The organism is Cylindrospermum stagnale PCC 7417 (assembly GCF_000317535.1).
Classification (GTDB): domain Bacteria; phylum Cyanobacteriota; class Cyanobacteriia; order Cyanobacteriales; family Nostocaceae; genus Cylindrospermum; species Cylindrospermum stagnale.
In genome coordinates, this window is record NC_019744.1 from 55,821 (window position 1) to 70,348 (window position 14,528).

Annotated in this window: 11 protein-coding genes and 4 pseudogenes; 7 read left to right on the forward strand and 8 right to left on the reverse strand. The window is 40.8% G+C overall.

The genetic code is table 11. The annotated features are described in order from the left end of the window. Positions 1 to 39: 39 nt before the first annotated feature. The 5 genes from CYLST_RS31515 to CYLST_RS36270 all read right to left on the reverse strand — a co-directional run bounded on the left by CYLST_RS31515 (position 40) and on the right by CYLST_RS36270 (position 3,317). Positions 40 to 846 carry a hypothetical protein gene (locus tag CYLST_RS31515; protein WP_015186419.1) on the reverse strand — a complete coding sequence of 269 codons (807 nt, stop codon included), beginning with the start codon at positions 844 to 846 and terminating at the stop codon, positions 40 to 42. After that, a complete protein-coding gene (locus CYLST_RS31520) occupies positions 818 to 1,654 on the reverse strand; it encodes a nucleotide-binding protein (RefSeq protein ID WP_015186420.1) in 837 nt (278 codons plus the stop codon). The genes CYLST_RS31515 and CYLST_RS31520 overlap by 29 nt, the downstream gene beginning before the upstream one ends. 575 nt (positions 1,655 to 2,229) lie before the next feature. Next, entirely contained in the window at positions 2,230 to 2,355 is a 126-nt protein-coding gene (locus tag CYLST_RS36485) for a hypothetical protein (RefSeq protein ID WP_281172843.1), read from the reverse strand. 142 nt (positions 2,356 to 2,497) lie between these two features. Continuing rightward, a complete protein-coding gene (locus CYLST_RS36490) occupies positions 2,498 to 3,058 on the reverse strand; it encodes an HNH endonuclease (protein WP_051056222.1) in 561 nt (186 codons plus the stop codon). Then, complete coding sequence (locus tag CYLST_RS36270; protein ID WP_281172850.1) at positions 3,009 to 3,317, reverse strand: group II intron maturase-specific domain-containing protein; 309 nt, start codon at positions 3,315 to 3,317, stop codon at positions 3,009 to 3,011. Before CYLST_RS36270 ends, CYLST_RS36490 begins: the two co-directional genes overlap by 50 nt. Here CYLST_RS36270 and CYLST_RS33955 point away from each other — a divergent pair. After that, positions 3,198 to 3,572: pseudogene (locus CYLST_RS33955) on the forward strand (DUF305 domain-containing protein); the annotation flags it as partial. The gene CYLST_RS36270 and the pseudogene CYLST_RS33955 overlap by 120 nt on opposite strands. Before the next feature lie 123 nt (positions 3,573 to 3,695). Here the strand turns inward: CYLST_RS33955 and CYLST_RS35020 are convergent. Continuing rightward, positions 3,696 to 3,920 (reverse strand): hypothetical protein, encoded by a 225-nt coding sequence (locus tag CYLST_RS35020; RefSeq protein ID WP_157162750.1) that lies wholly within the window; start codon positions 3,918 to 3,920, stop codon positions 3,696 to 3,698. Positions 3,921 to 4,101: 181 nt separating this feature from the next. On the opposite strand from CYLST_RS35020, the gene CYLST_RS31540 reads away from it, so the two are divergent. The 4 genes from CYLST_RS31540 (at position 4,102) to CYLST_RS31555 (ending at position 11,431) form a co-directional block, all read left to right on the forward strand. After that, on the forward strand, positions 4,102 to 5,808 hold the full coding sequence (locus CYLST_RS31540; protein ID WP_015186421.1) for an efflux RND transporter periplasmic adaptor subunit: 1,707 nt from the start codon (positions 4,102 to 4,104) through the stop codon (positions 5,806 to 5,808). 289 nt (positions 5,809 to 6,097) lie between these two features. After that, complete coding sequence (locus CYLST_RS31545; RefSeq protein WP_015186422.1) at positions 6,098 to 9,253, forward strand: efflux RND transporter permease subunit; 3,156 nt, start codon at positions 6,098 to 6,100, stop codon at positions 9,251 to 9,253. Between the two features lie 298 nt (positions 9,254 to 9,551). Continuing rightward, entirely contained in the window at positions 9,552 to 10,811 is a 1,260-nt protein-coding gene (locus CYLST_RS31550) for an ISAs1 family transposase (RefSeq protein ID WP_015186423.1), read from the forward strand. A gap of 209 nt (positions 10,812 to 11,020) precedes the next feature. Beyond that, complete coding sequence (locus CYLST_RS31555; protein ID WP_245587572.1) at positions 11,021 to 11,431, forward strand: hypothetical protein; 411 nt, start codon at positions 11,021 to 11,023, stop codon at positions 11,429 to 11,431. 155 nt (positions 11,432 to 11,586) lie between these two features. On the opposite strand, the gene CYLST_RS31560 is transcribed toward CYLST_RS31555, so the two are convergent. Beyond that, positions 11,587 to 13,233 (reverse strand): iron uptake porin, encoded by a 1,647-nt coding sequence (locus tag CYLST_RS31560; protein ID WP_015186426.1) that lies wholly within the window; start codon positions 13,231 to 13,233, stop codon positions 11,587 to 11,589. 106 nt (positions 13,234 to 13,339) lie between these two features. On the opposite strand from CYLST_RS31560, the pseudogene CYLST_RS31565 reads away from it, so the two are divergent. Both CYLST_RS31565 and CYLST_RS35025 read left to right on the forward strand, forming a co-directional pair. Further along, positions 13,340 to 13,816, forward strand: a pseudogene (locus CYLST_RS31565) (transposase); the annotation flags it as partial. A gap of 157 nt (positions 13,817 to 13,973) precedes the next feature. After that, positions 13,974 to 14,102, forward strand: a pseudogene (locus CYLST_RS35025) (IS701 family transposase); the annotation flags it as partial. 27 nt (positions 14,103 to 14,129) lie between these two features. Here CYLST_RS35025 and CYLST_RS32890 read toward each other — a convergent pair. Continuing rightward, positions 14,130 to 14,414: pseudogene (locus CYLST_RS32890) on the reverse strand (transposase); the annotation flags it as partial. Positions 14,415 to 14,528: the final 114 nt, after the last annotated feature.

Here is a 14,528-nt window from a genome sequence, read left to right on the forward strand (position 1 = left end):
GTCGTTTTTTACTAGGATTCTGAATACTTACACCAAAATTTAGAAATCGCTATATAATTGGTTTCGTAAATCCACTGCTGATGTAATGTTTAAAAAACCTAATAGTTCCCCAATGTGTTTCTTATTCTTAATTTGCTCACTAAATTCTTCCATCCAGTTAAAAATACGAGAACGGTTCAGAAAATCTATTTCAGAATTTTGGATGGCATAGCTATAAGGTAAATCCAGAGATTCTACTAATTCATAAACATCTCTCCATAACTTCCCAAAATACAACTCATCTCCTCCACTTGCTTGGATACGCTGTTGGATATCAGAACCATCATAGTAGGGAAATTCTTCACCAAAATACAGATTTTTAATGATGATATAATCTGCTTTATCGCCATAAGAATTAAAAATTTCTTGCAAATATTCTACACAATCTCTGCGATGTGAAATTGGATGCACAAAGGTTATGCGATAACCTAATTGAGCAATTGCATCCCACAGCATTACTTCTTCTACAAATTGTCGGAACTCTTCAAAACTTTGTCCTGGTAAATCACTCAGAGCTACATGAACATCAGAAAAAAGCTCTAAATCAATTAATAATTGGTCTGCACCACCTTGGTTTAATGGTAATTGAGCAATAGGTAATAGTAGCTGATACGCATACAATTTATTGCGATTACCAGTGTAGTAAGCTCGTAGATTCAGTCGTGATTCCAGATATAAATCTACTAATAAACGTGCTATTGTAGACTTACCTACCCTAGCATCACCAACTGTCATTACCAGCCGCTTAGGATAGGGGATAATCCCTTTAGTATTTTGGCTATGCGGCTTGCTCTGTGACGACTGCATTTTCTACTATCCCCAATAATTCATTAGCACCCAACACGGTTTGCTCAAATTCTTTCAACCAAGCTGAAACACGAGATTTGATGACAATGTTGGCTTCTTTGTCCTCTAAAACTTCACTAAAGGTCAAGTTTTTTTCATCAATATAGTCATAGGGTTTAAAAAATAAATCTGGCATCTTAATTTCCACCGCACCATCTGCTAAAAGTGTGGTGCGAGTATCGGAACTGTCGTAGCGTTCAAACTTATCAGCCTCACCGTGGAACAGATTTTTCACAACTACATAATCGACGCGATCGCCACAGTATTTGTGAAGAATCCGCAGAATATTCACTGAATCTTTCACCCTAGATAGTACACTTACCATAGTGACTCTGTATCCTAAGCCTTTGACAGCATCAAATACACCCAAGTCTTTCTCAAAATTCTCAAAAAACAGACCGGACTGGGCAGGTAAATCTACTAATACAAGTGGAGGAAGTTCTTTCTCTAAGTCTATTAGCAAGTCGTCTGCACCACCCCTTGTAAAAATATCGAGCAGCTTGACGCCAGGTGCTACTGAGTCGTAGTGTCTATACAATTGGGCATTGCGATGATCTGAGTCATAAGCCAAATACTTTAGCTGTCTGTTGATATATAAATGTAGCAATCCTCTAGCAAATGTGGATTTACCCACACCTCCTTTATCCCCGGTGACAATTACTATTCGTCCTGTTTGCTGAGTGGTATTTTCTACTGTTTGTTCATGTGTTGTTACCTGTTTGTTATCTGCTGTTCCTTGACTTGTCGGTATCTGTTCACTTTCATGCATGGTATTTTTCTTCCTTTTTCTAGTCATAAATTAACAGTTAAGCAATGCTTTCTTCCAGTCATGAAGATATTGGGTTAGGAAAAGAGATAATTAATTTGCTGTCCATCTAAATAATTTATGATTAACTAGGGTCAAATCTAGTTTTGTAAATATCTCGAATATTTCAGTTTTAGTTTTACAGGTTATTTACCCATTTACAAACCATCATTTGATGTAACCTAGTAGGCTTTTTGATGTATTTTTTCTGTTAATTATTCCTAAATTCAATTTGTATCTCAAGTAGTCATTGAGTAGAGTGCAGCACTAAAGTTGCAGTCAGTGAAGTAACCCTATTCCGCAAACCGATTCGTACTTGCTGAAGGAAGTAACTGGGCTAACTACTGCTGCTGTTATACCAATTCCTCATAAGGTTCAAACAAATGAGATGAGATCCCACCAACCCCCCTGGACAAGCAGGGCTAAGATAGGGTCTTGCTCACTTTTGGTGATGCGGGGTGGATAGAGACGACTCAGAAGAGCGATCGCTATTTCAAAAGCTCAGCAGATTTCTAGAAGTAACCTGCTCAGGAGAGTTCTTACACTGCCAGCAGAACCCGTTGGCTCAACAGGTCAAACTTGGCACGACCATACATCTGGCGTTTCAACATCTTCAGACGGTTGATCTGTCCTTCCACCTGTCCGTTACTCCACTCTAAAGTCACGCCCGCCTTGACCGCCTCATAGTTGGATGCCTAAGCCAGGAAGTCACCCCCCTGACTCGGCTACAAAACCGTGCATGAAACGTTAATTTCACACGGCTCCTCAATGATTTGGTGCTTGTCACGCACACCTCTAGATTCAGAGTTAAAAGGGATTACAGTTGAGATAATCCTCATCTATTTCTTGAACTGAAACAGCAATTTTCTCCGCTGCTGTTTTAGCATCATGGCAATGTCCATGAAGTAATTGAAGGTTGTCGTAACTATCCTTACCGCCTTTTGAACGGGGGATTTTATGGTCGATTTCCATCAAATCTTCATGATTGAAAAACAGCCCACAATGAGTACACTTTCCTTTCTGCATCTTCAAGAGTGTTGCCATTCTTTTTGAAGCTTCAGGATGTTTACCCATTCTCGAACTCCAGTACACCCAATCACCATCAAATGGGCTTCGGCTTCCTTGCACTTGTATGTGTCTCACGATAGGAGTTTCACGGTGCTTGAGTAAGCGAATCTTCTGATTATGGGGTTTAAATACCCAATTATCAGACCCTACGGTTTGCCAATATTTTTGACAACTCCACCAGGAAGATTTATTGGGGTGACGATGTTCTGCCCATGCTTTTAGCTGGCTGAATAATGTTGTATCAGCCTGATTAAATATGCGGAAAGCTAACGACACCTGAGTAGTAGTTTGTCCATCCACGGATGACGGGATTCAGATGAGCGATTAAATCAGATTGTGGTATTGACTTATGCCCATCAATCAATTTACCTATCTTCTGTGTGTGTGCCTTTAGCTTTGTTTTACTTGGGGTAATCAGAGTTTTGTAACCAAGTAATTTTCCGTCGCCTCTTTTTCCAGCAGCGTGCTGACAGCCTGTTCTACAAATGCTTCCCAAAACCAATTTCCAGCACCAAACATTACTACCACCGATACAAGCGACAAACAAACGAGGAACCATGACAGTGGCTCAATGCATCATGGTAGCGGTATGAACCACAGCATGGCAATGGATTTAGGCCCAGCCGATGCTAACTACGATTTGCGATTTATTGATGCGATGATTCCTCATCATGAATCAGCTGTAGTTATGGCGAAAGATGCCTTGCAAAAGTCTCAACGTCCTGAAATTAAAAACTTGGCTCAAGAAATTATCAAAGCGCAAGAAGCAGAGATTAATCAAATGAAACAGTGGCGTAAAGCTTGGTATAACAAGTAAGCCCAAGTTTCTATGTAAACCATAGTGCACTGCCCTTTAAGCGATCGCAATTCTCATACAACAACCAAATGTAAACAAACTAGTTTTACTCGAATTTAGTCATGAGAAAGCTTAAAGGTATTAAATACTATAAATGCTCTTTGAGCAAAGATATGATAGCGTCTTTTGTCGTATTTCTCGTTGCTTTTCCAATGTTGATGGGTATTGTGATCGCTTCAGGAGTTTTTCGGCTCGTGGTTTGGTGACAGAAATACTTGGTGGAGTGGTTGTTGGGGATATTTCTGGATTAGCATTGCAAGTTAGTGGGTCAGCTACTTGAATGCTAATCTCTTGTCCTAATTTCATCTCAATTTCATATTTGTATGAAAGACTATTAAGTTAAGTGGTTAATTTGGCTTCGTAAACAAATTCCAAGAGCGAAACCGCTAGCTTGCTTGCCAAAAGCGGTTCCCCAAATCCCGCTTAAAAAGTTAACCAAGTTTAAGCACAAATTTACACCACAGTAACTCAAGGACACAAAATAGCGATGGGAATCTCTAAAAGTCTCCAACCACCTACAGCAATTCGTTGTGTTTCCGGCACAGTCCTAAGCCTTTTATTGCTGACAACTCCCACAGCTGTGTTAGCTGGTGCTGGACACGACCATAGCGGTGCAAGTTCATTTCAGGGTGGTGGAAGCGAAGCAAGTGGTTCTGTCGAAGTTGATGCCGAAACCGCCCAGAGGTTGGGAATTAAAGTCGAGCCAGTGAAACGGCAACGGCTGGCTTTGGGTATTAAAAGCACTGGACAGATTGAAACCTTACCTAGCCAAAAAGTAGAAGTGAATACCCCAATTACAGGGGCAAAAGTGGTTGAATTGTTGGTGGAACCCGGTGCTGTAGTGAAAAAAGGTCAACCCCTTGCTGTTGTCACCAGTCCTGACTTGGTGGAGTTACGGGTTAGTTCCCAAGAAAAACGAGCGGAAGCTATAGCTTCTTTGCAGCAAGCGCAAGCCGATTCAAGATTAGCTCAACAAAATTATCAAAGGTATTGGCAAATATCTAACGCCGACATTGCCCAAGCACAAAGCCAGGTAGCATTTGCTGAAGAAAAATATAATAAGGATTTACAGTTAGCTAATGAAGGCGCTTTACCACGTCGCAACGCGCTCGAATCTCAAACACAATTAGCAGAAGCAAAAGCCAAACTCACCTCAGCTAACAGCAGACGAGATATCATTGAAAGCGAAGCCCAAATGAAACGCGCTCAATCTGCTGTTCAAGTAGCACAAGAGCGTTTACGTCTTAGTGATTCTGCTTATAATACTAGACTGCAACAAATAGGCAACCGTCCAAATGCCAAGGGATTGGTAACAGTGACTGCTCCCATCTCCGGTAAAGTTGCCGATCGCCAAGTTACCCTTGGTCAAACTTTTAATGATGCAGGTGGCACACTCATGACTATTGTCAATGATAGTCGGGTTTTTGCCACAGCCAATATTTATGAAAAAGATTTAGACAAAGTAAAAGTAGGTCAAAGAGTAAGTCTAAAAGTTGCTAGCTTACCAGACCGTACCTTTTCTGGAAAGGTTACACAGATTGGTGCGGTAGTACAAGGGGAAACACGGGTTATCCCAGTACAAGCTGAAGTAAATAACCCAGGCGGACAACTCAAACCCGGAATGTTCGCCGAATTGGAGGTACTAACAAACCAAGCATCTGCACCTGTATTGGCGGTTCCTAGCTCGGCTATAGTCGATGCGAATGGGAAAAAAATGGTCTACATCCAAAATGGAAATGCTTTCCAATCTGCGGAAGTGACTTTGGGTCAAACCTCTGGGGACATGGTTGAGGTGAAGACGGGTTTGTTTGAGGGAGATGCGATCGTCACCCAACGTGCGCCCCAACTTTACGCGCAATCATTGCGGGGTGGTAGTAAACCAAAAGAAGAAGAACACAATGAAGAAAGTGGTTCTCATGCAGAAGAAACTGAAGTTAAAACTAACAGTTTTTCACCACCCTTGTGGTTAACAGCAGGTGGAGGAGCAGCACTTGCGACAGTTGCTTTCATGGGAGGTGCTTTTTGGTCTAATCGTCGTACCCGTTCACGTTTAGTACCAGCAGGTAATTTAGAGTACGACGGGTTCAATTATGAAACAGAGGTTTATCTCGACAACCACAAGCAACCAACCCTGTCTACTTCTGATAAAAATGTTGAGGAGCGCGATCGCCCTCGAAATTCTGATGGTATTTAAAAATTAGTGAAGTTGCAGATAATAACTGAAGTTGGGTTCTGTTAGATTTTCTAACATCAAACCCACCTACAGCAAGACTATTTAGATTGTGAACAGAACAGTTTATAAATCTCATGCTCCAAGTGCAGAGACTATAAAAATGTAGTTTGTTCTATATCCTATTTAGGAATAGTTCGCTTTGGGCTGATTTGGGGCTTGATGTTAGCAACAGCCAAACCTAATATTCAAATTTACTTACCCGTTTATCAGAAATAAACAAACCCTTCGCCATTTTTTAACCAAAAACCAAATGATTAGTACAGTTGCTAGATGGGTAATCTCTCGACGCTGGCTTATAGTAATTGCTGCGCTCATTTCCACATTAGTCATCATCTTTAATACCATTCCCAAAATGCCACTGGATGTTTTTCCAGCCTTTGCACCTCCCCAAGTCGAAATTGAGACAGCAGCCCCTGGACTAGCACCAGAAGAAATCGAATCTTTAGTGACATTACCAATTGAAAGTGCCATTAATGGAACTCCAGGCTTAACTACCGTTCGTTCCTCTTCTTCAGCCGGACTTTCTGTAGTCAGAGTTGTTTTTGGCTGGGGAACAGATATCTTTCAAGCCCGCCAGTTGATACAAGAACGACTGCAACAAGCCGTAAGCAAGCTACCAGAAGGAGTTGAAACCCCACGAATTGCTCCCACTAGCTCTCCCATCGGTACTGTATTAAAGTACGCCTTGACTGTGGAAGGGGAAGGCAATAACCAATCTGCCACTGAAATCGACCTCATGGAAGTCCGCAGAATTGTTGATTGGCAAGTGACGAATCGCCTTTTAGCAGTTCCCGGTGTCAGTCAAGTACTTGTGTATGGCGGCGATGTGCGTCAGTATCAAGTGTTAGTAGACCTCAACAAACTACAAGCTTTTAATGTATCTTTACAACAGGTAAGTGAAGCTGTACAGGCGGCAAATGTCAATGCTCCTGGTGGCTTTTTGACTACTCCTGATAAACAAACTTTAATTCGGGGAATTGGGCGGATTGAATCCCTTGATGATCTTCAACAATCTGTCATTGTCGCCCGTCAAGGAACGCCCGTCCGCCTGGGAGATGTCGCCCAAGTGCAAATTGGTGGTGCTGTGAAAATCGGCGATGGTAGTTTAAATGGGAAAGATGCTGTTGTGGTGATGGTGAATAAACAACCCCTAGCTGATACTCCCACCGTCACCCGCGCTATTGAAGCCGCAATATCTGAGCTAAAAGCAGGTTTACCGAAAGAAATTAAAGTAAATCAAACCTTCCGCCAAGCAGATTATATCGATACTTCGGTGGAAAATGTCAGGTCAGCCTTGGTGGAAGGTAGTATCATTGCAGCAGTTATCCTCATCCCTTTTTTAATGAATTGGCGGACTCTTGGAGTTGTGCTGTTGAATTTTGCCCTGACTTTTATATTTTCATTGCAAGTATTATCTTTTTTGGGCTTAGGGCTGAATACAATGACTTTGGGAGGATTAGCGATCGCCATTGGTACAGCGATCGATGATGCCATTGTCTATGCAGAAAATGTTTTTCGTTTGTTGCGACAAAATAAATACTCTCCCAACCCGCGTCCAGTACTGGAAATTGTTTTTGAAGGAGTACAGGAAGTCCAGGAATCTTTAATTGGGGCAACTTTAATTACTATAGTCGTCTTTTCTCCAATATTTGCCCTCGCTGGTGTGGAAGGTCGGATTTTTGGTCCAATGGGTCTTAGTTATCTGGTGGTAGTTGTAGTCTCTAGCTTAGAAGCGCTGCTTGTGAGTCCGGCTTTATGTGCAATTTTATTACCTCACAATAAAATGTCAGTCAGGGAACCCTTTGTACCAAGAGTTTGTAAAAGGATTTATTACCCTTTTCTCGATTTTGCTATCAGAAATTCGATAGTTGTTATTACTGTGGCTGCGGCGGGAATGATAGCAGCAATTATAATTTTCCCAGCTTTAGGACGGGCATTTTTACCTGAATTCCAAGAAACAACTTTGGTAAATACCTTAGCACTTTACCCAGGTACATCTTTAGAAGCTACCAATAGTGCTGCTTTTGCTTTGGAAGATAAACTCAAAGACGACCCTAGATTAAAGTATATTCAATTACGCGCCGGACGCGCCCCCAATGATGCAGATGCTGCACCTGTGAATTTGGCTCACCTTGATATTGGGTTGAGTGACAAAGGAATGAAAAATCGCGCAGCTACTGTAGAATGGTTGCGCGAAGAGTTTAACAAAATACCAGGGGCTGCATCTAATATTGGTGGATTTATTGCTCACCGTATTGATGAAATTTTGTCTGGGGTCAGAAGTCAAATCGCGGTCAAAATTTTTGGTTCCGACTTGGAAGAACTTCGCAAGCTTGGAAAGCAAGTTGAAGACGCAATAAAATCTATTCCCGGAATTGTAGATTTACAGCTCGAACCACAGATCCCTATTGAACAAATTCAAATTAAGTTTGACCGTGTTGCTGCATCTCGCTACGGTTTAACTATTGGACAATTATCTAATATCATTGAAACAGCGCTCAATGGAAGAGTAGTCTCTCAAGTTTTAGAGAAGCAACAAAGCTTTGATTTGGTTGTGTGGTTGCAACCGCAGTATCGCAACAATCTACAAACTATTGAGAATTTGTTAGTTGATACCCCTGATGGGAATAAAATCCCTTTAGCTAAAGTTGCTACGGTTGCCTATGGCACTGGCCCTAATACTATCAATCGGGAAAATGTTTCACGTTTAATTGTGGTATCTGCTAATGCTAAAGGCAGAGATTTGCGCTCTGTAGTGACAGATATTCAAAATAAAGTTAAGGCACAAGTGCAACTTACTCCAGGTTATTTTATCCAATATGGAGGTCAATTTGAAGCAGAAGAACGAGCCTCACAAAATATTCTGATTTTCAGTGCTATTTCCTTTGTTGTGATTACAGTACTAATGTATCTTTCTGTAAAATCAATCGCTTCAACAGCGATGATTATGATTAACTTGCCCATTGCGTTAGTGGGTGGAGTAATTGCGGTAGCTTTTACAGGTGGAGTTGTTTCTGTAGCCTCGTTGGTGGGGTTTGTAACTTTGTTTGGTGTGGCTACTCGAAACGGATTATTATTAGTAGATAATTACACTACAAAAGTTGCGATAGGAATGTCTTTAAAAGAAGTATTAATTGCTGGGTCAATGGAACGACTCAACGCTATTTTGATGACATCTTTAACTTCAGCTTTGGGTTTAGTTCCGTTGATCATTTCAGTGGGGCCAGGGAAGGAAATTTTGCAACCTCTTTCGATTGTAGTGTTAGGTGGGTTGTTTACTTCTACGGCGTTAACTTTGTTGGTTTTACCTGCTTTGTACTCGAAGTTTGGTAGGTTTTTGTTACCTAAGCAAAGTGCGGCTGTTGTGGGAAATGGGAAGGTGGCGGAATCTGTGTTGGAAAATTGATTTTGGGGATAGGGATGAAATGCGAATTTTACAGCTTTCATCTTCTGAAACAATAAACTGCCAAAAATATTCACCCTTCCTTTGATTTGTGAAAATTAAAAATATTAAAAGCTTTGATAACTATGTCTCTTGTTTAATGAAGGTACCAGGGTAAGCTCATCTAATTTGGTATAATTCAAACTTGACAAATCAAAAAAGATAAGCATAAGCGACCGGATTAAAAACGTACTTGACAACTGAGCAGGATAAACGAGAAGACTTCAATGCTGTTGTCAAAAAATGGTCAGGAGTCAGGTTGATGTCACAAGGCTTTGAAACTAAATCTGCTGATGCTACGAAAAATTCTGGTGGTCACAGACAGCCAACACAAGTGACAGACATCGGCAGTATCCAACGGAGTTTAGTGGAGCATTTCTCAGATATCAAAGACCCAAGAGTAGAGCGAACCAAAAAACATCAACTCACAGAGATCTTAATAATTGCAATTCTGGCAGTCATAGCAGGAGCAAAAGGGTGGGAAGATATCGAGAATTACGGTATCAGTAAGCAACAGTGGTTAGAAGAATTTTTGATGCTACCAAATGGAATTCCGTCAGATGACACTTTCCGTCGGGTGTTTGAGCTGATCAACCCAGAGGCATTAAATCGATGTTTTATCAGTTGGGTAGAAACCTTGGTCATCAAGATGGGGGGAGAAATAATCCCCATCGATGGTAAGACGATTAGAGGTTCTTATGACCGCAATCTAGGTAAATCAGCACTTCATGTAATTAGCGCTTGGTCGAGTGAACAACATTTGGTGTTAGCACAGATGAAAGTAGAGGATAAATCCAATGAAATTACTGCGATTCCTGCATTATTGGAATTGCTAGATATCACAGGAGCTATCATTACTATTGATGCGATGGGAACACAAACCGAAATTGCCAAAAAGATTATCGACAAGAAAGCCGATTATGTCCTGGCGCTGAAAGCTAATCATCCTACTCTCTGTTCTCAGGTGAGCGAATGGTTTGAAATTGCTCAAGCCAATAATTTTCAAGGGATTGATGTCAGTTATGACAAACGGATTGAGAAAGGACATCATCGCACCGAAATTCGTGAAGTTTGGACTGTACCTGTAACGGCAATTGGTGCGCTTTATCAACCAAAATTATGGGCAGGATTGCAAACGCTAGTTATGGTCGTCCGCGTACGTCATCTTTGGAATAAAACTACCCGCGAGGTTCAATTTTATCTTACTTCTTTACACAGTGATGCTCAACTTATCGGTCGGGCTATCCGAAAACACTGGGGCATTGAAAACGAGGCTCATTGGACACTTGATTGTACTTTTGCGGAAGATGCTTGTCGCATTCGTTCTTTCCACAGTCCGCAAAATTTTGCTCTTTTAAGACGTATTGCTCTCAATGCTCTCAACAGTGAACAGTCTTACAAACGTAGTCTCCGTCAAAAAATGAAACGCACTGCTATGGATAACAGTTATATGCTTCAGGTTCTCAGTTGTTGTTTCCTTGACTCTACATTAGATTCTTCTGAGTCCTTGTGTCAAGCCTGATTGAGATGCTCTTACCCTGATGAAGGTACTAGAGAAATCGAAATGATTTAAAAAGTTTATATTAGCTGTTAATATGCAAACAATTTCTCAGATGAAAATCCCTTTTGATAAATTTTATATACCGTGTTTAAAACAATGTTATCAAGATTATGAAACTCATAAAGAAACGGGTGCGAGGGGTTGGGTAGTCGGTGTTATTCCTTTTCTCGGTGCTACTTAACCCTGAACATCGAAAATTTTTATCAAATTTAATTGACTCTTTAGATATTACAGAAAATATTAATTCAGGAAGAATTATCTATTTAGATAAGCATCTAGCTCTAACTTATAAACAAGATGATGCGAAAAACCAAGCATTAGGAGAACTGTTGTTTGCGGCAAGACATTCCGAGGATTTATGGTCTTTTAACCAAACAGATGTTTTTGTACCCGTAAAATCCTTACGTCAAGCTAAAATTGCTTTAGCTAATTACCACGGTAAACCCCGAAAAGGAGAATTAGTAGGAAACGACTCTACAGGTTTTTCCAGATTTTTAGGCTTAGATATTAAAGATAATGATGCCTATATGTCTGGATATGAAGAATTAGTTAATTATAGAGGAAAAGGATTCCAAAAATGATAATCGGCGTTCTTGAATCAAGAGTCATGTAGGTAGAGTGGGTATCCTAAAGCCTGGAAATAAAACACGTTATTAGAGTGCATCAAAATAGTACAAACTAAAAACACCTAATTAATAAGTGTTGAGTTGAGCTATGCTCAACCCAAACTTCTATTTTAGAAAGTGAAAGTTGTTCTCAATGTACCAATCACAGCATCATTGTTATTGTTAGCAGATTGACCAGGATTAGTTAACCAAATTACACCAGGAGTAATAGAAATGTTGTCACTAATGCGATATCTGTAAAAGCCTTCAATGTGATAGGGTTTATCTCCGTTGTTACTACCTAAATATGGTTGCGCTCCTGCAAAAATCCCTAAAAGATTGCCCTTCTTGCCAAAGTCGGGTAAAGCTACACCCAATCCATAGCTCCAAACTTCATCGTTATCGTTAGCTCCAAAGCCTGTAATATTACTGTGGAGTGCAAACCCACTAATTGACAGTTTATCGCTAGGTCTGAAAGCTGCTTCAAAGCCGTAAGAATTACTTACAAATGGATTGCCACCACCGACAAAATTAGCTTGTGAAGTCCCAACTACAGCAGCACTTACCGAACCAGCATCAAATAAAGCACTATTTGCACCATGATAACCGTGAACGTAGGTTGCAGCCAAGGTCAGGCGATCGCCAACGTTAAGATTCAACTGTGCTAAAGCTGCATAGTTACCATCTAATAAACCTGAGCCTAGACTAGGATTATTCGGTTCAGCTCCTAAATAACCCAAAGTTAATGAAGGTTTAAAAGTACTACCACCACCAAATGGGACATTAACACCAATTCCTGCACCGCCACCGATGCGATAGATAGGACTTTCGGAAGCAAAGGTAGATAAAGCACCGTTACCATTATCAAAGTCTTCAAAATAAGGGTTGACAGTGGGAACATAATCGCTTTGAATACCTCCAGTAGCAGCTACATAAACTTGAGAGTTGCCAACAGGGAAGTAATACGCCAACCAATCAATAAAAGCATTATTATTACTACCAAGAAACAAGTTAAAAGTTTGAGTACCTTCGGCAGTGCCATTGGGTAAAGATAATGGAGTAGCATTACCGGCTGCAATCCGAGTGTGTAGGGTATCTTTACCTGTAAAACTAGTTTGCAAGTCTAAACGCACCCGGTTTTGGAAAACGGTATTATTACTATCGTTGCTGCCAAAACTATCCGTAACCGCAAAAACTGCTTCACCTACTAGTTTTGTTGTAGTCGAAAATTGATTAGCTTCCAATTCAGCAGTACGTGCTTCCAACGCATCTACTCGACCTCTGAGTGTTGCAAGTTCCGCAGAAAATTCTTCTTGTAAACGCTGTAGGGTAGCTAAATCCTCTTTTGTCACCAAATCAGTAGTTGCTGTAGCAATCAGTTCATTAACTCTATCCAAACAAGCATTCAAACCTGCCGCAAATTCATAACGAGTTAAGGCACGATTACCCCGGTAAGTACCGTTGGGATAACCTGCAATACAACCGTAACGCTCCACTAAAGATTGCAAAGCTTGAAAAGCCCAGTCTGTTGGTTGTACATCCGAAAATTGGGAAACTGATGTAATTTGAGATAGTGAAGTTTGATTATTGGCTTCAAGATTGTATTGGTTTATTTGTGACAAACCGTTTTCGTCAGCGTTTGTTTGGGCAAGTAACGGCTGATGAGTTTGTGATGGCTGTTGTTGGCTGTCAGCAGCAATGGCACTAGCCGAAACAGCAAAAGTTACTCCCAAAAATGCTGGGCTGAACACCAGTGTTTTCCACAATAGATTCGACATATTATTTTTCCTCACACCCTCTTGTAACGATGACACAAACCGTAATCTTAAACTGTATTATTTCATACTTTAATGTAATCTTAATTTTATAATCTGTCGTGTCATTACACTCATTGATGGTCTTGATGCTTTAACTGTTCAGACCATTTTATCTGAGGTGGGATTAAACCCAAAACGCTTTCCTACAGTTAAGCACTTCACATCTTGGTTGGGTTTATGTCCTGGTCAAAAGGTCACTGGCGGTAAGGTTAAAAGCTCTCAAACTCGTACTGTTGTCAATCGCGCTGCCAACGCTTTTCGCATGGCGGCTTTTTCCCTGACTCACAGTCGTTCTGCTCTGGGTGCATTTTATCGCCGCTTACGTTCTCGCTTGGGGGCACCCAAAGCAATAACTGCTACTGCACACAAATTGGCTCGTTTGTTCTACCGAATCTGGACAAAGAAGGGAGAATATTCTGATCCTGGTATGGACTATTATGAGCAAAAATACCAGGAACTGATTCTCAAAAACCTCCGACAAAAAGCTCAGGCTCTTGGTTTGGAACTTATTCCTATTTCTCTCCCCACCGAATGTGTTTCTTGAAAGAGGGCTAAATTTTCTTTTTGAAGATTCTGTACTTGGGCGATGAGCCTCGGAATCTCCTGGTCGTACCGTGTAATACTCGGCAATGGTTCAGAAAAATCCTGTGAATTAAAAGTAGAAATATTTGAATTCTTCCGTGTAATACATGGAATCATGGGTTGAAAAAAATAGAACTGTCTCAAATGAACCAGGAAAGTATTGCCAGGTAAGTAGTTTAGAGATTTCCGATGAAGGGTTGAGAACCCATTTGAGAGAATTTGGATTTATCAAGTTGTTTAGGAAAGACTTGCCTTCGGCACGCTACGCGAACAAAGAGGCTCAATATATACTTCCAGTCAATATGTCCACGTACTGCATCTGCCGCCTGTCTGTCAGATAAATTCTCCATAAATTGCATTATGCACACCGATGCTAACCGCCAAGGTGCATATGCTGGCTGCCCGTTTTGTGGAAATAAGTCGGCAAATACTTCCTCCTCAAAGATACTTCCCAAGGTATCCCGGATCTTCATGTAAATATTTCCTTTGGGGAAAGATGCACGCGCCACCTCTACTGTTTGTTGAGGTATGTCGGGGATATTTTGGGGATGCATCGACATGGTAACAATTTATCTAAGCGTTCAGGATTTAATTATCCTATCGCTGCGGAAGTGATCAGAATTTTCGTGCAATATTACGTACGTTGCCAAAATTGTTAAGTAATATTTCGCCAA

Coding starts and splice junctions, on each gene's coding strand:
- CYLST_RS31515 (WP_015186419.1), bottom strand. CDS start 846: ATGCAGTCGTCACAGAGCAAGCCGCATAGCCAAAATACTAAAGGGATT.
- CYLST_RS31520 (WP_015186420.1), bottom strand. CDS start 1,654: ATGCATGAAAGTGAACAGATACCGACAAGTCAAGGAACAGCAGATAAC.
- CYLST_RS36270 (WP_281172850.1), bottom strand. CDS start 3,317: ATGGTTCCTCGTTTGTTTGTCGCTTGTATCGGTGGTAGTAATGTTTGG.
- CYLST_RS35020 (WP_157162750.1), bottom strand. CDS start 3,920: ATGAAATTAGGACAAGAGATTAGCATTCAAGTAGCTGACCCACTAACT.
- CYLST_RS31540 (WP_015186421.1), top strand. CDS start 4,102: ATGGGAATCTCTAAAAGTCTCCAACCACCTACAGCAATTCGTTGTGTT.
- CYLST_RS31545 (WP_015186422.1), top strand. CDS start 6,098: ATGATTAGTACAGTTGCTAGATGGGTAATCTCTCGACGCTGGCTTATA.
- CYLST_RS31550 (WP_015186423.1), top strand. CDS start 9,552: ATGTCACAAGGCTTTGAAACTAAATCTGCTGATGCTACGAAAAATTCT.
- CYLST_RS31560 (WP_015186426.1), bottom strand. CDS start 13,233: ATGTCGAATCTATTGTGGAAAACACTGGTGTTCAGCCCAGCATTTTTG.